Here is a 20,151-nt window from a genome sequence, read left to right as displayed (position 1 = left end):
CCCCGACCGGAAGCACCGCCTCAGCCCTTCACGATCCGGTTCACATGGCCCATCTTGCGGCCCTCGCGCCAGGCGCCCTTGCCGTAAAGATGCAGCGCCACGCTGCTTTCACGCAACAGATCCGGCACCCGCTCGATATCGGCACCGATCAGGTTCTCCATCACCACATCGACATAGCGCGTGCCATCGCCCAAAGGCAGCCCGGCCACCGCGCGGATATGCTGTTCAAACTGATCGACCACACAGCCCTGTTGCGTCCAGTGGCCGGAATTATGCACCCGGGGCGCAATCTCATTGACCAGCAGCCCCTCGCGCGTGACGAACAGCTCAACCCCCATGACGCCGACATAATCCAGCGCATTGAGGATCCTGGCCGCGATCAGCACCGCATCCGAGCGCAGCGCAGGGGAAATCCGCGCCGGTACGGTGGTGGTGCGCAGGATCCCCTCGCGATGCACATTCTCGCCCGGATCATAGGCTGCGACCTGACCATCAACGCCCCGCGCCGCGATCACCGAAATCTCGCGTTCGAAGGCCACAAAGCCCTCCAGCACCGAAGGGGCGCCGGCCATGCTCTCCCAGGCGGCGGCGAGATCGGCCCCGGGCGTCAGCCGGATCTGTCCTTTGCCATCATAGCCAAACCGCGTGGTTTTCAGGATCGACGGCAGACCCAGCGAGGCCACCGCCGCTTCCAGATCGGCAAGCCCATCCACCTGGGCGAAAGGCGCGGTCTTCAGGCCCAGCCCGTTCAGGAACTGTTTCTCGATGATCCGGTCCTGGCTGATCGCCAGCGTCCGCCGGTTGGGGCGGATCGGGCGAATGGCCTCGATCACATCCAGCGCGGCAGTCGGCACATTCTCGAATTCATAGGTGACGATATCGACGCTTTCGGCAAAGGCGCGCAGCGCGTCGAGATCCTCATAAGGCGCCGTGGTGACCCGCGCCGAGACATGTCCCGCCGGCGCCGGGCCGGGCTCGAATATATGGGTGACATAGCCCAGCCGGCTGGCCGCGACCGAGAGCATCCGCCCCAGCTGCCCGCCGCCAAGGATGCCGATCACAGCGCCAGGCGCCAGCGGCTTCACCGTCTCACTCATCTTTCGGCTCCTCGGGGATAGAGGCGGATAAAGCCGCCCGCCAGGCATCAAGCCGCAGCGCGATGCCCGCATCCGATACGGCAAGGATTCCCGCCGCCATCAGCCCGGCATTGGCCGCTCCGGCGGCCCCGATCGCCATGGTCGCAACCGGAAAGCCCTTCGGCATCTGGAGGATGGAATAAAGGCTGTCGACGCCGGAAAGCGCCTTTGTCTGCACCGGCACGCCGATCACCGGAACGCGGGTCTTGGAGGCCATCATCCCCGGCAGATGCGCCGCACCGCCGGCGCCGGCGATGATCACCTTCAGCCCGCGCGACACCGCCGATTTGCCGTAATCCCACAGCCGGTCGGGCGTGCGATGGGCCGAGACGATCTTTGCCTCATAGACGATCCCCAGCTCATCAAGCACCAGGGCGGCCTCTTTCATCGTGGCCCAGTCGGACTGTGACCCCATGATGATTCCGACAGCGACGGTTTCTTCCGGCATGACGCCCCCGTTTCCGGCCCTGTGCCGGTTGCTCCGGTCCTATACCGCATGTTCCGACAGGAGCAAGCACAAGCCGGGCCCCGCCGGCGTCCTCTGCCGCCTTCCGTGGCGGACCTTTGCCTTTCCCGCCGCCCTCGCCTATTCCTTGCCCTGCCAGCTGAAAGGACGCGCTTCCATGACCCAGACCACACTGATCCCGTCGCTCGCCGAGATTGCGGGAGATTATGATGCGCTGTTTTGCGATCTCTGGGGTTGCCTGCATAATGGCGAGACCGCCTTTCCCGCCGCCGTTGCCGCGTTGCAGGCGGCACGGGCGCGCGGGGTGACCGTGCTTCTTCTGACCAATTCGCCACGGCCAAGGGATGCGGTGATCGCACAGCTAGACCGGATCGGCGTGCCGCGCGACGCCTGGGACGAGATCGCCTCTTCCGGCGATGCGGCGCAATTCGGGCTGCTGACCGGTGCGGTGGGGCGGCGCGTCTTCCATATCGGCGCCGAGAAGGACATGCCCTTCTTCACCACCTTCGCCGCCGATCTGGCCGATCTGGCGGCGTCCGAGCCCCCGATCACCCTGGTGCCGCTGGCGGAGGCCGAGGGCATCGTCTGCACCGGCCTCAGGGATGACATGGTCGAGACCCCGACCGACTACCGGGCCGAGCTGCTGCTGGGCAAGACCAATGGGCTGAAAATGCTCTGCGCCAATCCCGATATCATCGTCGACTGGGGCGATAAGCGCATCTTCTGCGCCGGTTCTCTGGCCCAGGCCTATGAGGAGATGGGCGGCGAGGCGCTGTATTTCGGCAAGCCGCATCCGCCGATCTACGACCTAGCCCGCCGCAGGCTCTCGGCCCTGACCGGTCGTGACGATATGCGCATTCTCTGCATCGGTGACGGCATGCCCACCGATATCCGCGGCGCTGCGGGCGAGGATCTGGACGCGCTGTTCATCACCGGCGGCATCCATGCCGGGGAATTCGGCACTGACCCGCAGCATCCCGATCCGGCCCGGCTGAACGCCTGGCTTGAGGCACAGCAGGTGGCGCCGCGCTATGCGATTCCCGCTCTGGCCTGAGCCGGAGGCCAGAGCGGATCACAGATCGAGTCAGTAATTTTATTCCAGTTTTCGCACCAATGTCGCAAACAACTTGCGCGATGGATTGCTCTGCACTGCAGCATCTGCTAAACTTGTGGTCGACGTAAGGGATTCGTCGGCCACAGGACCCGCCATGATGTTCGACCACAGCCATAATCAGCCGCGCGGCACGATCTGCATCGAGGATCTCGAAATCGGGATGCGCCGCAGCCTGACGAAACAGGTCACCGACCGCGATATCGAACTGTTCGCCGAGGTCTCGACCGACCGCAACCCGGTGCATCTGGATGATTCCTACGCCCAGGACACTATTTTCCAGGGTCGTATCGCGCATGGCATGCTGACCGCCGGGCTGATTTCGGCGGTGATCGGCGAGCAGCTTCCCGGCCATGGCACCGTCTATCTGGGCCAGAGCCTGAAATTCATGGCCCCCGTCCGTCCGGGCGATATGGTGACCGCAGAAGTGACTGTCCTCGCGATTGATCACGCGAAACGGCGGGTTACCCTTGAAACCACCGCATCTGTCGGTACAACAACGGTCCTGAAGGGTGAGGCCGTCGTTCTGGCGCCAAGCCGCAAATTCGACTGACCGGGCCCGACGCCGGATGATCTGAGGCCAGATGATCCGCGCCCAGGCCGAAACGCCTGCGGGGAAGAATGCAGATTCATCAGGACTGGCACTGGCTTGACGATTCAGTCCGTGGAACCTCCTGCGCCCTTGGCAATTTCGACGGCGTGCATCTGGGGCATCAGGCGGTGATCGACCTGGCGCGTGGCCCGGATCCTCTGGGGATCGTGACCTTCGAGCCGCATCCCCGCCAGTTCTTCCAGCGTGACGCGGCCCCCTTCCGGCTGATGAATGCCGAAGCGCGGGCGAACCGGCTCGCGAAACTCGGGGTCGAACACCTCTTTCAGCTGCCCTTCAATACCGGGCTCGCCGCGCTGACCCCCGAGGAATTCGCGCGCAAAGTGCTGGCCGAGGGGCTGGGGATCAGCCATGTGGTGATCGGTGAGGATTTCTGTTTCGGCAAGGCCCGCGCCGGCAAAGCCGAAGACATGAAACGGCTGGGCGCGCAATACGGCTTCACCACCACCATCGCGCCTTTGCTGAAACAGGGCGGCCTCGGAATTTCCTCGACCGCGATCCGCGACGCGCTGAGCGAGGGCCGCCCCCGTGATGCGGCGGCGATGCTTGGCCACCTGCACCGGATCGAGGGCGCGGTGATCCATGGCGAGAAACGCGGCCGCGAGCTGGGCTTCCCCACCGCCAATATGGATCTGACCGGGCTGCATCTGCCGAGATTCGGGGTCTATGCGGTCCGGGTCGATGTGCTGTCGGGCCCGCAGGAGGGCAGCTATATGGGCGCGGCAAGCCTTGGTGTGCGACCGATGTTCAACGGGGAGGCGCCGAACCTTGAAACCTATCTGCTGGATTTCAAGGGCGACCTCTATGGCCGCCACCTCTCGGTCGCCCTGGTCGAGTTCCTGCGGCCCGAGCTGAAATTCGATGGCCTCCCGGCGCTGATCACCCAGATGAACCAGGACTGCGAACAGGCGCGGGCGATCCTCACCGCAGGCTGAGGCCCCGGTTTCTTCAAAGAAACCGGACCAAAAATCTTCAAAGATTTTTGTCCCCCCTTTCCATCCGCGGCAACGGGGATCAAATAGCATCCATGTCCAGTCTGCGCCCCAGGTTCTGGGAAACCGTCCCGCTCAAGAAAATGACCCCTTCCGAATGGGAGGCGCTTTGTGATGGCTGCGGCAAATGCTGTCTGAACAAGCTGGAGTTCGAGGATACCGGCGAGCTGGTCTTCACCCGCGTCGCCTGCCGCCTCTTTGACAATGCGACCTGTCTCTGCTCGGATTACCCCAATCGCAGGCGCCATGTGCCGGAATGCGTTTTCCTGACCCCGAAAACGCTGGCAAAATCCGCCTATTGGATGCCCGAAACCTGCGCCTATAAGCGGCTTTATTACAACGAGCCGCTGCCCGACTGGCACCCCTTGATCACCGGCGATCCGGAGAGCACCCATAGGCTTGGCCCGACCATTCGCGGCCAGACGGTGTCGGAGCTGACCGTTCCCGAGGAAGATTGGGAAGATTATCTTCTCTATGAGGAAGAGTGATGCATTTCGCCTCTGACAACTGCTCCGGCGTGGCGCCGCAGATCATGGCCGCGCTGCTGAAGGCGAATGAAGGCTTTGCGCCGGGTTATGGCAGCGATGCGCTGACCCGGCGGCTGACCGCGCAGATCCGCGAGGTCTTTGCCGCGCCCGAGGCCGAAATCGCGCTGGTCGCCACCGGGACCGCCGCCAATGCGCTGGCGCTGGCGACCCTTACGCCGCCCTGGAGCGCGGTGTTTTCCCATGATCAGGCCCATATCACCCGCGACGAATGCGGCGCGCCGGAATTCTTTACCCATGGCGCCAAGCTGGTGCCTGTCGCGGGCGCGCATGGCCGCATGACGCCCGAGACCCTGCGCCGCGAGATTGCGGCCAGCGGCAATGGCGGTGTCCATTCGGTACAGCGCGGCACGGTGTCGCTGACCAATGTAACCGAGGCCGGCACGCTTTACAGCGCGGCGGAAACAGCGGCGCTTTGTGCGGTTGCGCGCGAATTCGGGCTGCCGGTGCATCTGGACGGGTCGCGCTTTGCCAATGCGATGGCCGCGACCGGCGCGCATCCGGCCGATCTCAGCTGGCGGGCGGGGGTCGATATCCTCTCGCTTGGCGGCACCAAGAATGGCTGTATGGGGGTCGAGGCGGTGGTGTTGTTCGATCCGGCCCGGGCCTGGGAATTCCAGCTCCGGCGCAAGCGCGGCGGGCATCTGTTGTCGAAACACCGCTATCTGGCGGCGCAGCTCTCGGCCTGGCTGGAAGACGGGCTCTGGCTTGATCTGGCGGGCCATGCAAACCGCATGGCGGCACGGCTGGCCGAGGGGCTGGCGGCGCGGCCCGGCATCGCGCAGCGCCATCCGGTCGAGGCCAATCTGATGTTCCCGACCTGGTCTGACGGGACCCATACCCGGCTCCGCGATGCCGGGGCCAGCTATTACGCCGAGGACAGCGACGGGCAGGAGGGCGCGCGGCTCGTCACCAGCTGGTCGACCACCGCCGACGAGGTTGACCGCTTCCTTACTTTCATCTGAGCGCTGGCCTCAGCCCGCCGCCAGCAAAGCGTGCAGGGTATCGGCCAGCGGCTGCGGATGGGTGATCGGCAGCATATGCCCGGCACCGTCGACCCGCAGGCGGTTCGCCCCGGGGATCCGGTCTGCAAGCCCGTCATTGATCACCCGCACGACCCCGGGGCTCTCGCAACCTTCGGCCAGCAGAACAGGGATATCCAGCGCCTCCAGCCGCCCCGGGGCAAGGAGGCCGGCGGCATCCTCCATCAGGACCGGCCCCGGCCCCGTCACCAGATACATGCGTTCAGCCATGTAACGGCACTGGCGTTCGGGCAGCGCGGCAAAGGGCATGCCGCCGCCCCATTCTGCATGGAACTCTGCCGCCGCAGCCATGCTGTCCGTCGCGACAAGCGCCGCAATCCGCGCCTGCTCCGTGAAATTCTGCGTGAAACGCGCGGTGCCCCTGGCAGCGGCGAAGAGAACCGGCTCCACCAGGGTCAGGCTGCGGACCAGACCGGGATGCTCCAGCGCAAGGCGCAGCGCCACGGTGCCGCCGAAGCTGTGGCCGATCAGATCGACCGGCACCCCCGCCCCGATCTCAGCGGCCAGTTCCGCCGCGATCCCGGTGCTGAGCGCGTGGAAATCCGCCTCGCCCGGCGGCGCGCTCTGGCCATGGCCGGGCAGATCCGGCGCGATCACCACCCGTTCGGGCATCAGCTGTGCCAGCGGCGCCCAGGCGCCACCATGCGCCAGGCTGCAATGCAGCGCCAAAAGCGGGCGCGGCCCCGATCCCAGCCGCCTTACCGCCACCGGATGCCCGGCGATTCTGTGCAACCCTGGATCGGATGGCCGTTCGGTCGGGGTCATGGTGTCCTCTCTGCCCTGTCACATGGGCCTGCCGCAGTGGCGAACAGGTGTCATTTGGCATTTTCGTGACGGCAAGACCATATGCAGACCCGGTTTGCGCGCCGCGCCCCTTTCCCCCGCACCGCCGCGGATGTTATCCCGCCCGCATCCGATTCCGCTGCCCACACGGAGCCCCAGATCATGGCCGCCATCAACGAGCCGAAGCTTATTTCCGGTAACGCCAACCTTCCCCTCGCGAAATCCATCGCCCGCCGCATGTCGATGCATCGCGGCATGTCGATCAGCCTCGTCGATGCGCGGGTCGAACGCTTTAACGATCAGGAGATCTTTGTCGAGGTTTTCGACAATGTGCGCGGCGAGGATATGTATGTCATCCAGCCGACCTCGAATCCGGCAAATGACAACCTGATGGAGCTTTTGATCATGGTTGATGCGCTGCGCCGGTCTTCGGCGGCGCGGATCACCGCCGTGATCCCCTATTTCGGCTATGCCCGCCAGGACCGCCGCACCAAGGCCCGCACCCCGATTTCTGCGAAACTGGTGGCGAACCTGATCCAGACCGCCGGCGTTGACCGCGTGCTGACGCTTGATCTGCATGCCGCCCAGATCCAGGGCTTCTTCGACATCCCGGTCGACAACCTCTATGCCAGCCCGATTTTTGCGCTGGATATCGAGCATCATTTCAAGGGTCAGCTGGATGACGTGATGATCATCTCGCCCGATGTCGGCGGCGTCGCCCGCGCGCGAGAGATCGCCAAGCGCATCAACGCCCCCCTCGCCATTGTCGACAAGCGCCGCGAAAAGGCGGGTGAAGTCGCCGAGATGACGGTGATCGGCAATGTCACCGGCAAGAAATGCATCATCGTCGATGACATCTGCGACACCGCCGGTACGCTGTGCAAAGCCGCCGAGACGCTGATCGAGGCCGGCGCCACCGAGGTGCATTCCTACATCACCCATGGCGTCCTTTCCGGCCCGGCTGTCGAACGGGTGACCAAATCGGTGATGAAATCGCTGGTGATCACCGATTCCATCGCGCCAACCGAGGCCGTGGTGAACTGCCCGAATATCCGCATCGTGCCGACTGCGCCGATGTTCGCCCAGGCGGTGCTGAATATCTGGGGCGGCATGTCGGTCTCGTCCCTGTTCGAGACCGAGACCCTGGTGCCGATCTATGAGGGCCTCTACCCGCGCAGCTGATGTGGCCTGCCTCTCGGAACCCGAAATTCAGGGGCGGAAGCAGCTTACCCCGTTTCCGCCCTTTTCGCGACATAATGGCGTGTGAACTACTCGATTGTTCACTTTACGCCAGGCCTGTGATGCAACAGACAAAAATTTATTCTGACGGTAAATTCGCCCCGCTGGTTATGCCAACGCTGCGCGACCATGGGCTGTTGATCGCCCTGGTGGTGATCTATGCCGCAATCGCGATCGGATTGTCCGAGATCTATGCGCCGAAGCTGGACACCCAGGTCGGCATGATCCTGTTCTGGAAATTTATCGTCCAGGTGCCGGGCATGCTCTATATCGTGCTGATGTGGCGCTTTCTGCATATGCGCTATGTGGTGAAGCCCGAGGATCAGATGGCCTGGTTCCGGAAGGATATACGCCAGGCCATTTCCGACCCGCAGCGGATCGTGACGGGGGTGATCGGCCTGGTGATCGCCATCACGATCATGGCCTCTTTCGCGCAGCTGAAGAAGATCATCCCGATCATCAACCCCTTTTCCTGGGACCCGTATTTCGCAGATCTGGACCGTTTCCTGCATTTCGGCGTCAATCCGGGTTACGCGCTGCATGCGGTTTTCGGGCATCCCTGGATCGTGACCCTGTTCACCGGCGCCTATAATTACTGGATGTTCCTGCTGTATTTCAGCCTGATCTTCACCTGTTTCAGCCTGGCCAAACCTCAGGCGCGGATCCGCTATTTCATCGCCTTCATGTTCTGCTGGGGCATTGGCGGCAATCTGATCGCCACGATTTTCTCATCGGTCGGCCCGGTCTATTACGAGCGCTTCGGCTTTGGCGATGATTTCGTGCCGCTGATGCAGCTTTTGCAGGAACACGCCAAAACGCAGCCGATCACCGTGCTCGAGCCGCAGGAAGCGCTGTGGTGGTTCTATAGCGGGCCGGTCGGGCTGAACGGGATTTCGGCCTTCCCCTCCATGCATGTGGCCTCGACCGTTCTGATGACGCTTTATGCCTTCCAGTACAGCCGCGTTCTGGGGCGGATCATGGCGGGCTTCACTGTGGTGATCCTGATCGGCTCGATACTGCTGGCCTGGCATTACGCGGTGGATGGCTATGCCGCTATCCTTGTCGCCCTCGCCGCCTGGTGGGCAGCTGGCGCGCTGATGCGCTGCTTCCCCCGCTGGGTGCCGCAAGAGCAGCGCTGAGGCGTTACTCCACCTCCCAAAGCTCGTCATCCCGGATCTGGCCCATCGCGGTCCAGTCCGCCCTGACGCGGGCGATGCGGCTGTCGCCCCAGGTGCGGAACACGAGATGGAATCCGGTCTCGGTGATATTCGCCGCCGAGAGATCGGCGCGCAGATTGGTCCGGTTGTCCATATCCCACATAGACAGCCCGACCATCACCGCCGGCGCCTCCAGATAGGGCTGCGCAAAGGTGATATGGTGACGGGTCTCCCGCTCTCCCTCGCCGACCCACATCTGGCCGCCATCTGCAAAATCCGAGAACAGGATCCTTGACCCCTGCTGGACCCCGATCGGTGTGTTCAATCGCTTCATTGTTGGCTGACCGTGAGTGGCGTTCCTGAGAGTACAAAGACCACAAATATAAGCTGCACACGGGGGTAAAAGAAAAGGCCCCTTAAAGGGGCCTTTCCGGATCTTACGCTGTTGTGCCGGGCGGCACGGGCGCGTCTCAGTGTTTCAGCACCGCATCGCGCAGAGCCACCACGTCCGAGACGGTCTTCTCGGCCTGGGCCTTGTCTTCCGGAGCCGCGGCATCGGCCAGCGAACGGGCCTCGGCGAGGATCTCGTCGAGGATCGTGCTGGAGGCCTCTTCCGTCGGGATCGCGCGTTCTGCCAGAACCGTCACGCCCGAGGGCGAGATATCGGCGAAACCGCCGGTGACGACATAGGATTTGACGCCATCGGCGGTCACCGCGCGAAGAATCCCGGGGCGCAGAGTGGTGATGGTGGGGCTATGCCCCTCCATCGCCGTCATATCGCCCTCGGCACCGGGGATCTGCACTTCGGTCGCCGGGACCGAGGCGAGACGCCGCTCGGGGCTTACAAGGTCGAATTGCAGATTGCCTGCCATTTACGCCCCCTTACGCCGCTGCCGCAGCGAGTTTGGCAGCCTTGGCTTTCACTTCGTCGATGCCGCCGACCATGTAGAAGGCCGCTTCCGGCAGGTGGTCATATTCACCGGCCACAACCGCTTTGAACGAAGCGATGGTTTCTTCCAGCGGAACCTGCTTGCCGTCGGCGCCGGTGAAGACCTTTGCCACGTCGAAGGGCTGCGACAGGAAGCGCTCGATCTTACGGGCGCGTGCCACCGTCAGCTTGTCGTCTTCCGACAGTTCGTCCATGCCGAGGATGGCGATGATGTCCTGCAGCGACTTGTACTTCTGCAGGATGCGCTGCACGCTCGTCGCGACCGAGTAGTGCTCTTCGCCGATAACCAGCGGGTCGAGGAGACGCGAGGTCGAGCCGAGCGGGTCCACAGCCGGGTAGATGCCTTTTTCCGAGATCGAACGGTCAAGAACCGTGGTCGCGTCAAGGTGGGCGAACGAGGTTGCAGGGGCCGGGTCGGTAAGGTCGTCGGCCGGAACGTAAACGGCCTGAACCGAGGTGATCGAGCCGTTTTTGGTCGAGGTGATGCGTTCCTGCATCGCGCCCATATCGGTCGCCAGCGTCGGCTGGTAGCCCACAGCGGACGGGATACGACCCAGAAGTGCGGACACTTCCGAACCGGCCTGGGTAAAGCGGAAGATGTTGTCGACGAAGAACAGAACGTCTGCGCCGGTCTCATCGCGGAACTGCTCCGCAATGGTCAGACCCGACAGAGCGATCCGCATACGCGCGCCCGGAGGCTCGTTCATCTGGCCGTAAACAAGGGCGATTTTCGACTTTTCCAGATCGTCCGGAACGATAACGCCCGATTCGATCATCTCGTGGTAAAGGTCGTTGCCTTCACGGGTCCGCTCACCCACACCGGCGAACACGGACACACCCGAGTGCACTTTCGCGATGTTGTTGATCAGTTCCATGATCAGAACGGTCTTGCCCACGCCGGCACCGCCGAAGAGACCGATCTTGCCGCCCTTGGTATAGGGGGCCAGCAGGTCGATCACCTTGATGCCTGTCACAAGGATCTCGGTCGCGGTCGATTGCTGTGCGAAATCCGGGGCCGGAGCGTGGATTGCGCGGCGGGATTCGGTATTGACCGGGCCTTTTTCGTCCACCGGCTCGCCGATGACGTTCAGGATGCGGCCCAGCGTCGCGGAACCAACCGGAACCGAGATCGGCGCGCCAAGGTCTTTCACCGGGGCGCCACGCACGAGACCTTCGGTCGCGTCCATAGCCACGGCGCGAACGGTGTTCTCGCCAAGGTGCTGAGCCACTTCGAGAACCAGGGGCTTGCCGTTATTCTCGGTCTCGATTGCGTTCAGAATGGCGGGCAGTGCGCCCTCGAACTGAACGTCCACAACTGCGCCGATGACCTGGGTAACCTTACCCGTGGCGGCAGCTTTCGGTGCTTTAGCCATTGTTCAAATACTCCGGGTTCGTCAGAGCGCCTCGGCGCCCGAGATGATTTCGATAAGTTCCTTGGTGATCGCTGCCTGACGGCTCCGGTTGAACTGGATGGTCAGCTTGTTGATCATGTCGCCGGCGTTGCGGGTCGCGTTGTCCATTGCGGACATCCGCGCGCCCTGCTCGGAGGCGCCGTTTTCAAGGAGTGCGGTGAAGATCTGGGTCGCGATGTTGCGCGGCAGCAGGTCGGCAAGGATGGTCTCTTCCGAGGGCTCGTAATCATAGAGCGACGATGCCGCCCCTGCTTCTGCCTCGAATTTCGCCGGGATGATCTGCTGCGCGGTCGGGATCTGGCTGATCACCGACTGGAAGCGCGAGAAGAACACCGTGACCACATCGGCCTCGCCATTGTCGAAGTAAGCCGTCGCCTGGCGCGCGATGTCGGCGGCATTGGCGTAACCAACACGTTTGACATCCGACAGGTCGATATGGCCGACAAAAGCATGGGCCCAGTCGCGTTTCAGCTGTTCGCGGCCCTTTTTGCCGACGGTGAGGATCTTCACCGTCTTCCCCTGAGCGGTCAGCTCCTGGGCATGGGTCCGCGCCAGTTTGGCGATGGACGAGTTGAACCCGCCACACAGCCCGCGCTCTGCCGTCATCACCACCAGAAGATGGGTCTGATCTTTGCCAGAGCCGGCCAGAAGACGCGGGGCGCCTTCCGATCCGGCCACGCCGGCGGCGAGCGAGGTCATAACCGCGTTCATCCGCTCGGCATAGGGGCGACCGGCCTCCGCGGCCTCCTGCGCACGGCGCAGTTTGGCAGCGGCGACCATTTGCATCGCCTTGGTGATCTTCCGCGTGTTCTTGACGCTGTTGATCCGGTTTTTAAGGTCCTTAAGGCTGGGCATCTGCCTTCTCCTTCAGGGCGCTTATGCGAAATCTTTGGCGAATTCGGCGATGGCTTCTTTCAGCTTGGTCTCGTCTGCGCCCTTGATCTTCGGGTCGGCGGTGGTCAGCCAGTCGAGGATCGCTTTCTTCGGGCCGCGCAGGTAAGCCAGCAGGCCGGCCTCGAAACGACCGACATCTTTAACCGCGACCTTGTCGAGGAAACCGGCGGTGCCCGCATAGATCACGGCGACGATTTCAGCATTGGTCAGCGGCGAATATTGCGGCTGTTTCATCAGCTCGGTCAGGCGCGCACCGCGGGCCAGCAGCTGCTGGGTCGAAGCGTCGAGGTCGGAACCGAACTGCGCGAAAGCGGCCATCTCGCGGTATTGCGCGAGCGACAGTTTCACCGGACCAGCCACGGTTTTCATCGAGTTGGTCTGAGCCGAGGAACCCACGCGGGAAACCGACAGACCGGTGTTCACTGCCGGACGGATGCCCTGGTAGAACAGTTCGGTCTCAAGAAAGATCTGGCCATCGGTGATCGAGATCACGTTCGTCGGGATAAAGGCCGAGACGTCGCCGCCCTGGGTTTCAATGACCGGCAGTGCGGTCAGCGAGCCCGAACCGAAGTCCTCGTTCAGTTTCGAGGAACGCTCCAGCAGGCGGGAGTGCAGGTAGAACACGTCGCCCGGGTAAGCTTCGCGGCCCGGCGGGCGGCGCAGAAGGAGCGACATCTGACGGTAAGCCACAGCCTGTTTGGAAAGGTCATCATAGATGATCAGGGCATGGCGGCCATTGTCGCGGAAGAATTCTGCCATAGCGGTCGCCGAGTAAGGCGCCAGGTATTGCAGCGGAGCCGGGTCCGAAGCGGTTGCGGCGACAACGATGGTGTAAGCCAGCGCGCCGGTCTCTTCGAGTTTCTTCACCAGCTGAGCCACGGTCGAACGCTTCTGACCGATAGCCACATAGATGCAGTAAAGCTTCTTCGACTCGTCGTCGCCAGCAGCCTCGTTATAGGACTTCTGGTTCAGAATGGTGTCGAGCGCCACAGCGGTTTTGCCGGTCTGACGGTCACCGATGATCAGTTCGCGCTGGCCACGGCCAACCGGGATCATGGCGTCGATGGCTTTCAGGCCGGTCGCCATCGGCTCATGCACCGATTTGCGCGGGATGATGCCCGGGGCTTTGACGTCAGCGACGCGGCGCTCGGTCGCGGCGATCGGGCCTTTGCCGTCGATCGGGTTGCCAAGGCCGTCAACAACGCGGCCCAGCAGCGCGTTGCCAGCCGGCACGTCCACGATGGACTTGGTGCGCTTGACGGTATCGCCTTCTTTGATGTCCTGGTCCGAACCGAAGATAACGACACCCACGTTGTCGACTTCGAGGTTCAGCGCCATGCCACGGATGCCACCGGGGAATTCGACCATCTCGCCGGCCTGGATATTGTCCAGCCCGTGAACGCGGGCGATACCGTCACCGACGGACAGCACGCGACCGATTTCGGTCACTTCGGCGTCTTTGCCGAAGTTCTTGATCTGCTCTTTCAGGATCGCAGAGATCTCAGCAGCCTGAATTCCCATCACCCAACCTCTTTCATGGCATTCTGCAAGGAAGCGAGCTTCGACTTGACCGACGTGTCGATCATGGTCGAGCCCAGCTTGACGATAAGACCGCCGATGAGGCTTTCATCGACGGTTGCGTTCAGTTTAACGGTCTTGCCGACCTTGGCTTTCAGCGTGGCGGTCAGTTTGGTGACCTGCCCGGCGGTCAGAGCCACGGCCGAAGTCACCTCGGCGGTCACTTCGCCCTTCTCTGCCGCGATCTGCTCACGCAGCACGGTCAGGAATTGCGGCAGCACGAAGAGACGGCGCTTATCGGCCATCAGGCCCAGCGTATTCGCGGTCAGCGCATCGAGCTTCATCGCCTGCGCCACGGCGGCAATGGCTTTCGCCTGGTCTTCGCGGGTGACGACCGGCGAAGTGATCAGCGCGCCCAGCTCGGGCGAGGCTGCAAGCGCGTCGGTCAGGGCGGCAGCATCGGCCTCAACGGCTTTCAGCGCGCCCCCTTCTTTCGCCAGATCGAAAAGCGCGGTGGCATATCGCGCGGCAATGCCCTGAGAGATCGAAGCTGATTCCGCCACGGTCGTCCTTCCCATGTATCGGCCTCACTTCGTCCGACCACCGGCGTCGCCATCGTGCGTGCGCCATGGACAAAGGAAGCCCTTTGTATCCCGCTGTTGCGGGCGTCATTAACAGAGCATGACCAACCCCGCAACCTTGTCAGTCGCGCTTTCGTGAGGGTTTCGGCAAGGATATTGCGCCAGCCGCTCACCGGTGACGGGGCTGCGACTCTTTGTAGCGGGTCGATGCGCCCGATTGACGCGTCCCCGCCCATTCTCCCACCCGTTCGGGCAGAATCACGTTAGCACCTTACAGACCGTTTCACAGGCCGTGCCGATGGCAGGCGGTCAGTCGCTGCATCGCGGCGATGCCGGCCGTTTGCCCGAGGTGACATTGTTCAGCGCCGGTTCCGGCGGCGGGCCACCCCGCACCCCTTCCAGCACTTTCAAAGGCCGCGTCACCACCGCCTTCAACCCGCCCCGTGTCGGCGCATAGACCTGTTTCGTCGCCTCGACCATCAGCACGCCGCCGGAAAGCCAGGGCAGGCGCCGCCCCATCCGCTCCCACAGATCGGCGGTCCGGAGCCAGAACGGCGCCTGGCTTGGCGGCGCATGCAGCACGGTGACGCTGCGCTCGGGTGTGAAACCGTGGTGCCGCAGCTGCGCCTCCAGCTGCGCGCCGGAATAGGGGCGACCATAGCCGAAAGGCGTGCCATCCCGCCGTGCCCAGAGGCCCGAGCGGTTGGGCACCACGAACACCGCCTTGCCACCAGGGCCCAGCACACGATGCGCCTCTTCCAGCACCGAAGGCGGATGATCCGAGGTCTCCAGCCCATGCATCAGCGCCAGCCGGTCGATAAAGCCGGTCGAGACCGGCCAGGCATCCTCCTCGCACAGGACCGAAACATTGGGGAGGCCGGCAGGCCAGGGCATCACCCCCTGCTGACCCGGCATCAGGCCAATCACCCGGCGCGCCTCGTCCAGCCAGGGCCTGAGCAGCGGCACCGCAAAGCCGAACCCCGCCACCGTCTGCCCGGCCATCTGCCCCTGACCCGCGGGCCACATCCGCACCAGCTGATCGCGGATCGCACGCTGCGCCACGCGGCCCAGCTGGGTGCGGTAGTAGAAGTCACGCAGGTCCTGAACGTCGAGATGCATTGCGGCGGCAGGCTTCCTCTGCTGAACTGGCCGGGATGTCCGCCCATAGGAGGCCCGTTTGTCAGAGGGCCATCTTAACGGCATGAAAAGGAAAAGCCATGACTCTTAAGAACTCCGGGCCCCTTAAGAAAGCCGCGCCGCTTGAGCTGGTCACTGTGCCCTGCCTCGCGGATAATTTCGCCTTCCTGCTGCATGATGCAAAAGCAAACCAGACCGCGCTGATCGACGCGCCCGAGGCCGCGCCGATCCTGGCAGCGCTGAAGGCGCGTGGATGGGGGCTCGATCTGATCCTGCTGACCCATCACCATGACGACCACATCCAGGCGGTGGCCGGGCTGCGCGCCGCCACCGGGGCGCGGGTGACCGGCGCCGCAGCCGATGCCCACCGCCTGCCGGCGCTGGACCAGGCCGTGGCCGAGGGCGACCGCATCGCCTTTGGCGGTGAAGAGGCCGAAGTGATCGACGTTTCCGGCCATACGCTCGGCCATATCGCCTTCTATTTCCCGGCCTCGGGCATGGTTTTCACCGCCGACAGCCTGATGGCCGCCGGCTGCGGGCGCCTCTTTGAGGGCAGCCCCGAAACCATGTGGCAAAGCCTGTCCAAGCTGGCCGCATTGCCGCCGGACATCCTGGTCGGATCGGGGCATGATTATCTTGACGGCAATCTGCGCTTTGCCCTGGCCCTTGAACCGCAGAATTCCGCGCTTATCTCTCGCATCGAAGCCCTGGCAGGACTGCGCCGCGAAGGTCGCCTGCCAATGCCCTCCACCCTTTCCGAAGAACTGGCCACCAATCCGTTCCTGCGCGCCCATCTGCCGCAGCTGAAACAGGCGGTGGGCCTGCCCGATGCCTCTGATGCTGCGGTTTTCGCCGAGATCAGGGCGCGCAAAGACAGGTTCTGAACCGATTGCAGCGGCAAGTATCACATTCCTGCAATCCACAGACAGAATTCGAAGGGCGGAACAGATTGCGCTTGAAGTACGCAGAATAAAACCGATCTTTACCCTTATAAGGCCACGGTCGGAGAGAGACCGAAAAATCTCCCCGGCCCCGAGGAACAGGAGCAGGCTGTGCCGTCATTCTCGTCCACGCTCGAACAAGCCATTCATGGTGCGCTGGCTCTGGCCAATGCCCGCCGCCACGAACTGGCAACCCTGGAACATCTTCTGCTGGCCCTGATTGACGAACCCGACGCCGCGCGGGTGATGAAGGCATGCTCGGTCGATCTGGATGAGCTGCGCAAAACGCTGACCGATTTCGTCGACGAAGATCTGTCCACCCTCGTCACCAATGTCGAAGGCTCCGAGGCTGTGCCGACCGCCGCTTTCCAGCGCGTGATCCAGCGGGCGGCGATCCATGTGCAATCCTCGGGCCGTACCGAGGTCACCGGCGCCAATGTGCTGGTCGCGATCTTCGCCGAACGCGAGTCGAACGCGGCTTACTTCCTGCAAGAACAGGATATGACCCGCTATGACGCCGTGAATTTCATTGCGCATGGCGTGGCGAAAAACCCCGCCTTCGGCGAGGCGCGCCCGATCCAGGGCTCGGATGAGCCGCAGGAAACGCCGAAAGCCGAGGCCGGTGAGGCGAAGGAATCGGCACTGTCGAAATATTGCGTCGATCTGAACGTCAAAGCCCGCAAAGGCGAGGTCGACCCGCTGATCGGTCGCGAGGCCGAGGTCGAGCGCGCGATCCAGGTTCTGTGCCGCCGCCGCAAGAACAACCCGCTGCTGGTGGGCGACCCCGGAGTGGGCAAGACCGCAATCGCCGAAGGCCTCGCCTGGAAGATCGTGCGCGGTGAGGTGCCCGAGGTGCTTTCGGGCGCTACCATCTTCTCGCTCGATATGGGCGCGCTTCTGGCAGGAACCCGCTATCGCGGTGATTTCGAGGAACGCCTGAAAGCCGTGGTCAAAGAGATGGAGGACCATCCCGACGGCATCCTCTTCATCGACGAGATCCATACCGTGATCGGTGCGGGCGCGACTTCCGGCGGCGCGATGGATGCCTCGAACCTGCTGAAACCGGCGCTGCAGGGCGGCAAGCTCAGGACGATGGGCTCGACCACCTATAAGCCCACATTTCCCAAGTAAGGCGCTGATTTCGCTGTCCTGACCATTATATTTCCTATATAAAACATGGTGTTGAAGGCTGCGAGGGGCGCGTTTCATGGATCACCCAGAGGGTGCGGGCTTGCAACGGGCAGATCGGGTGGATTTCGACCCTCGCGTGCGGCTGGAATTTCGCGGCACGCAGCTCAGTTCCGACGGCGGCCTTCTGGTGATGCGCGAGCTTGATGACGCGCTCGGGTTGTCCGATTTGGCGTCAGCGGCGCTGCGCGATACTCGCTCTGGCAAGAACACGGTCCATCGGCTCGACGGCCTGTTCCGGCAATCAGTCTTTGGGCGGCTGGCCGGATACGAGGATGTCAACGACGCCAACCGTCTCGCCTGCGATCCGGTCATGCGCCAAGTTGTCGGCGGCAGAGCGGTCGATGCACAAGCGGCCTCGGCATCGCAGATGGGACGGTTCGAGACCGAGACGCTGGCTCTGGCCGGGAACCGTGCCGCGCTGGCCGACCTGAACGGGCAATGGATCGACCGGTTCCATGACCGTAACGGGCTGAAGTACATCGTTCTGGACATGGACAGCTCGGTCAGCCCGACCCATGGCGACCAGGAAGGGTCTGCCTGGAATGGCCATTTCGACTGTAGCTGCTATCACCCCAACTTTCTGTTCAACCAGTTCGGGATGCTGGAACGCTGCGCCCTGCGCCATGGCAACGTCCACAGCGCCGATGGCTGGCGTGATGTTCTCGACCCCGTCATTGCGCGCTACGCGGAGCGCGACCTTGGTGGCAGGTTCTTCCGGGCCGATGCTGCCTACGCGATCCCGGCGATCTATGAGCGATTGGAAGAAGCGCGGTTCTTCTACGCCATCCGGCTGCCCGCAAACGCGGTCCTCAAGGACAAGATCGCGCATCGGCTAACGCGCCCTGTCGGGCGGCCGTCACTGACCAAGGTCAAGCGGTTCTTCGAGGAATTCGAGTATCAGGCGGCGTCCTGGGACAAGGAACGCCGGGTGATCGCCAAGATCGAATGGCATCCGGGCGAACTGTTCCCGCGTGTCGGCTTCATCGTCACCAACCTGCCGATGGAGCCGGACTGGGTGGTGCGGTTCTACAACCAGCGCGGCACCGCCGAGCAGCACATCAAAGAGGGCAAATACGCCTTTCGCTGGACGCGGCTGTCGTGCCGGAAGTTCCGCGACAATGAGGTGCGGCTGCAACTGCACGCCCTGGCGTACAACCTGGCCACCTTCTTGCGCTGCATCGAGCTGCCCGAGGCCATGGCCGACTGGTCGTTGACCAGCCTGCAACTGAAGCTGATCAAGATCGGGGCACGTGTGGTCCGTCACGCCCGCACCATCACCTTCCAGCTGGCCGAGGTCGCTGTCACCGGCACGATGGTACGCGCCATCCTCGCCGCTATCCGCCGATTGCGAGCGCCACCGCTATGCGCATGATCGCGATCCACGCTCAAACTGAACGAAAGCGGCTGGACAGATCTGTCCGCTGCGCTGAAAAACGCCGCCCCTGGGCAAGGAAACAGCGGCTTCGCGGTCTGATCCGTCCAGATCCAGCAGTCTGCGCGACCGCAGGTGCCGCTTGCGGCAGAAAATCCTTGTCTAGCGCTCGGATACAGGCGATCTTCACCTCAAACGACACGCCACTTGGGGAATGCAGGGTCGACAGCCTTGCGCACCCTTCGGTTCTTTCGCATCGGTATCATGGGCAGGGCGTTGCGGTTCTCGATGTCTTCCCGAATTTTATCAGAGTCATAGCCCCTGTCGGCGACCAGAACTGCTGGCTGCGGCAGGTTGTCGGCCATCACCAGATCATAGCCGGTGTAGTCGGAAACCTGCCCCGGCGTGATCTCAGTCCTCATCGGGAGGCCTGCGCCATTGACGCGGAGATGGATCTTGGTCGAGAAGCCACCTCTCGAACGGCCAAGAGCCTCTTTCGGAGTCCCCCTTTTGCGCCCGCAGCATGATGATGAGCGCGGATCACAGTGCTGTCGACCATCTGGAGCTTGTCTGGCGCGATCCCAGCGTGGTTCAGCGCATCCAGGATATCCTCCCACAGTCCCGCCAAAGTCCACCGGCGGAACTGACGGTAGACCGAGGACCACTTGCCAAACTCTTCGGGCAGATCACGCCATGGCGCACCAGTCCTTGCGATCCAGAAAACTCCATCGAGAACAAGACGATGGTCCGCAGGTTTCCGCCCGTTAGGGTGCCGGACGGCACGAATGAAGCCCTCGAAGAAGGTCCACTCGTCGTCGGATATCAGGTTGCGTGCCAAGTTCATCTCCCACGTAGAGATGAGCTTGAATCATAGGACGAATGCCAGCGGAATCCCTTTTGTCAACACGACCTAGGAATCCTGCTGATTGCCGCCAGCCTGCTTGGCGTGACGTGCGAAGCCCTCCACTTTTCTTTTGACCGTTTGATGATTGGTCTGCCCGTCGATGCTTTGCGATGTGATGCAGCATGTTGAAAACAAAAGAAATTGCTCGCAGACCTTCTGCTGGCCGCCCT

19 protein-coding genes and 2 pseudogenes are annotated in these 20,151 nt (G+C 63.0%); 10 read left to right on the top strand and 11 right to left on the bottom strand.

Going from position 1 to position 20,151, the window contains the following annotated elements:
- Positions 1-20: 20 nt before the first annotated feature.
- Together DRF71_RS17065 and purE are read right to left on the bottom strand one after the other, a co-directional pair.
- Complete coding sequence (locus tag DRF71_RS17065) at positions 21-1,097, bottom strand: 5-(carboxyamino)imidazole ribonucleotide synthase (protein ID WP_112311740.1); 1,077 nt, start codon at positions 1,095-1,097, stop codon at positions 21-23.
- Positions 1,090-1,584, bottom strand: a complete 495-nt coding sequence (purE, locus tag DRF71_RS17060) for a 5-(carboxyamino)imidazole ribonucleotide mutase (RefSeq protein WP_112311739.1) — start codon at positions 1,582-1,584, stop codon at positions 1,090-1,092. Before purE ends, DRF71_RS17065 begins: the two co-directional genes overlap by 8 nt.
- A 175-nt stretch (positions 1,585-1,759) precedes the next feature.
- Here purE and DRF71_RS17055 point away from each other — a divergent pair, with 175 nt between their 5' ends.
- The 5 genes from DRF71_RS17055 to DRF71_RS17035 all read left to right on the top strand — a co-directional run bounded on the left by DRF71_RS17055 (position 1,760) and on the right by DRF71_RS17035 (position 5,825).
- Positions 1,760-2,656 (top strand): TIGR01459 family HAD-type hydrolase, encoded by an 897-nt coding sequence (locus DRF71_RS17055; protein ID WP_112311738.1) that lies wholly within the window; start codon positions 1,760-1,762, stop codon positions 2,654-2,656.
- Between the two features lie 157 nt (positions 2,657-2,813).
- Positions 2,814-3,266 carry a MaoC family dehydratase gene (locus DRF71_RS17050; protein WP_408634546.1) on the top strand — a complete coding sequence of 151 codons (453 nt, stop codon included), beginning with the start codon at positions 2,814-2,816 and terminating at the stop codon, positions 3,264-3,266.
- 68 nt (positions 3,267-3,334) lie between these two features.
- Positions 3,335-4,258, top strand: a complete 924-nt coding sequence (locus DRF71_RS17045) for a bifunctional riboflavin kinase/FAD synthetase (RefSeq protein ID WP_112311736.1) — start codon at positions 3,335-3,337, stop codon at positions 4,256-4,258.
- A 92-nt stretch (positions 4,259-4,350) separates the two neighbouring features.
- A complete protein-coding gene (locus DRF71_RS17040; protein ID WP_112311735.1) occupies positions 4,351-4,803 on the top strand; it encodes a YcgN family cysteine cluster protein in 453 nt (150 codons plus the stop codon).
- Positions 4,803-5,825 carry a threonine aldolase family protein gene (locus tag DRF71_RS17035; RefSeq protein WP_112311734.1) on the top strand — a complete coding sequence of 341 codons (1,023 nt, stop codon included), beginning with the start codon at positions 4,803-4,805 and terminating at the stop codon, positions 5,823-5,825. The genes DRF71_RS17040 and DRF71_RS17035 overlap by 1 nt, the downstream gene beginning before the upstream one ends.
- Before the next feature lie 9 nt (positions 5,826-5,834).
- Here the strand turns inward: DRF71_RS17035 and DRF71_RS17030 are convergent, their stop codons facing one another.
- On the bottom strand, positions 5,835-6,668 hold the full coding sequence (locus DRF71_RS17030; protein WP_112311733.1) for an alpha/beta fold hydrolase: 834 nt from the start codon (positions 6,666-6,668) through the stop codon (positions 5,835-5,837).
- A 180-nt stretch (positions 6,669-6,848) separates the two neighbouring features.
- Between DRF71_RS17030 and DRF71_RS17025 the strand changes: the two genes are divergently transcribed.
- Both DRF71_RS17025 and DRF71_RS17020 read left to right on the top strand, forming a co-directional pair.
- On the top strand, positions 6,849-7,868 hold the full coding sequence (locus DRF71_RS17025) for a ribose-phosphate pyrophosphokinase (protein ID WP_112312131.1): 1,020 nt from the start codon (positions 6,849-6,851) through the stop codon (positions 7,866-7,868).
- Positions 7,869-7,987: 119 nt separating this feature from the next.
- Positions 7,988-9,064, top strand: coding sequence for a phosphatase PAP2 family protein (locus tag DRF71_RS17020; RefSeq protein WP_157971132.1), 1,077 nt, complete (start codon positions 7,988-7,990; stop codon positions 9,062-9,064).
- 4 nt (positions 9,065-9,068) lie between these two features.
- Here the strand turns inward: DRF71_RS17020 and DRF71_RS17015 are convergent, their stop codons facing one another.
- From DRF71_RS17015 to DRF71_RS16985, 7 genes are all read right to left on the bottom strand, one after another.
- Positions 9,069-9,416: an H-type lectin domain-containing protein gene (locus DRF71_RS17015; protein ID WP_112311731.1), complete on the bottom strand. Its 348-nt coding sequence runs from the start codon at positions 9,414-9,416 to the stop codon at positions 9,069-9,071.
- Positions 9,417-9,552: 136 nt separating this feature from the next.
- Positions 9,553-9,954: a F0F1 ATP synthase subunit epsilon gene (locus DRF71_RS17010; protein WP_112311730.1), complete on the bottom strand. Its 402-nt coding sequence runs from the start codon at positions 9,952-9,954 to the stop codon at positions 9,553-9,555.
- A gap of 10 nt (positions 9,955-9,964) precedes the next feature.
- Positions 9,965-11,404 (bottom strand): F0F1 ATP synthase subunit beta, encoded by a 1,440-nt coding sequence (gene atpD, locus DRF71_RS17005; RefSeq protein ID WP_112311729.1) that lies wholly within the window; start codon positions 11,402-11,404, stop codon positions 9,965-9,967.
- A gap of 21 nt (positions 11,405-11,425) precedes the next feature.
- On the bottom strand, positions 11,426-12,298 hold the full coding sequence (locus DRF71_RS17000; protein WP_112311728.1) for a F0F1 ATP synthase subunit gamma: 873 nt from the start codon (positions 12,296-12,298) through the stop codon (positions 11,426-11,428).
- 21 nt (positions 12,299-12,319) lie between these two features.
- Positions 12,320-13,858, bottom strand: a complete 1,539-nt coding sequence (atpA, locus tag DRF71_RS16995) for a F0F1 ATP synthase subunit alpha (RefSeq protein WP_112311727.1) — start codon at positions 13,856-13,858, stop codon at positions 12,320-12,322.
- Positions 13,858-14,418, bottom strand: coding sequence for a F0F1 ATP synthase subunit delta (locus DRF71_RS16990; protein WP_112312130.1), 561 nt, complete (start codon positions 14,416-14,418; stop codon positions 13,858-13,860). The genes atpA and DRF71_RS16990 overlap by 1 nt, the downstream gene beginning before the upstream one ends.
- A gap of 327 nt (positions 14,419-14,745) precedes the next feature.
- Positions 14,746-15,555, bottom strand: coding sequence for a methyltransferase domain-containing protein (locus DRF71_RS16985; RefSeq protein WP_112311726.1), 810 nt, complete (start codon positions 15,553-15,555; stop codon positions 14,746-14,748).
- Between the two features lie 98 nt (positions 15,556-15,653).
- Here DRF71_RS16985 and gloB point away from each other — a divergent pair, with 98 nt between their 5' ends.
- The 3 genes and pseudogenes from gloB (at position 15,654) to DRF71_RS16970 (ending at position 19,077) form a co-directional block, all read left to right on the top strand.
- Positions 15,654-16,457, top strand: a complete 804-nt coding sequence (gloB, locus tag DRF71_RS16980) for a hydroxyacylglutathione hydrolase (RefSeq protein ID WP_112311725.1) — start codon at positions 15,654-15,656, stop codon at positions 16,455-16,457.
- Between the two features lie 168 nt (positions 16,458-16,625).
- A pseudogene (locus tag DRF71_RS16975) lies at positions 16,626-17,627 on the top strand (AAA family ATPase); the annotation flags it as partial.
- 94 nt (positions 17,628-17,721) lie between these two features.
- Positions 17,722-19,077, top strand: coding sequence for an IS1380-like element IS1247 family transposase (locus DRF71_RS16970; protein WP_006473457.1), 1,356 nt, complete (start codon positions 17,722-17,724; stop codon positions 19,075-19,077).
- A gap of 221 nt (positions 19,078-19,298) precedes the next feature.
- On the opposite strand, the pseudogene DRF71_RS16965 reads toward DRF71_RS16970, so the two are convergent.
- A pseudogene (locus DRF71_RS16965) lies at positions 19,299-19,921 on the bottom strand (IS5 family transposase); the annotation flags it as partial.
- Positions 19,922-20,151: the final 230 nt, after the last annotated feature.

It is taken from the genome of Pseudogemmobacter bohemicus, from assembly GCF_003290025.1.
GTDB lineage: Bacteria > Pseudomonadota > Alphaproteobacteria > Rhodobacterales > Rhodobacteraceae > Pseudogemmobacter > Pseudogemmobacter bohemicus.
This window is presented reverse-complemented; position numbering and strand designations above follow the sequence as displayed.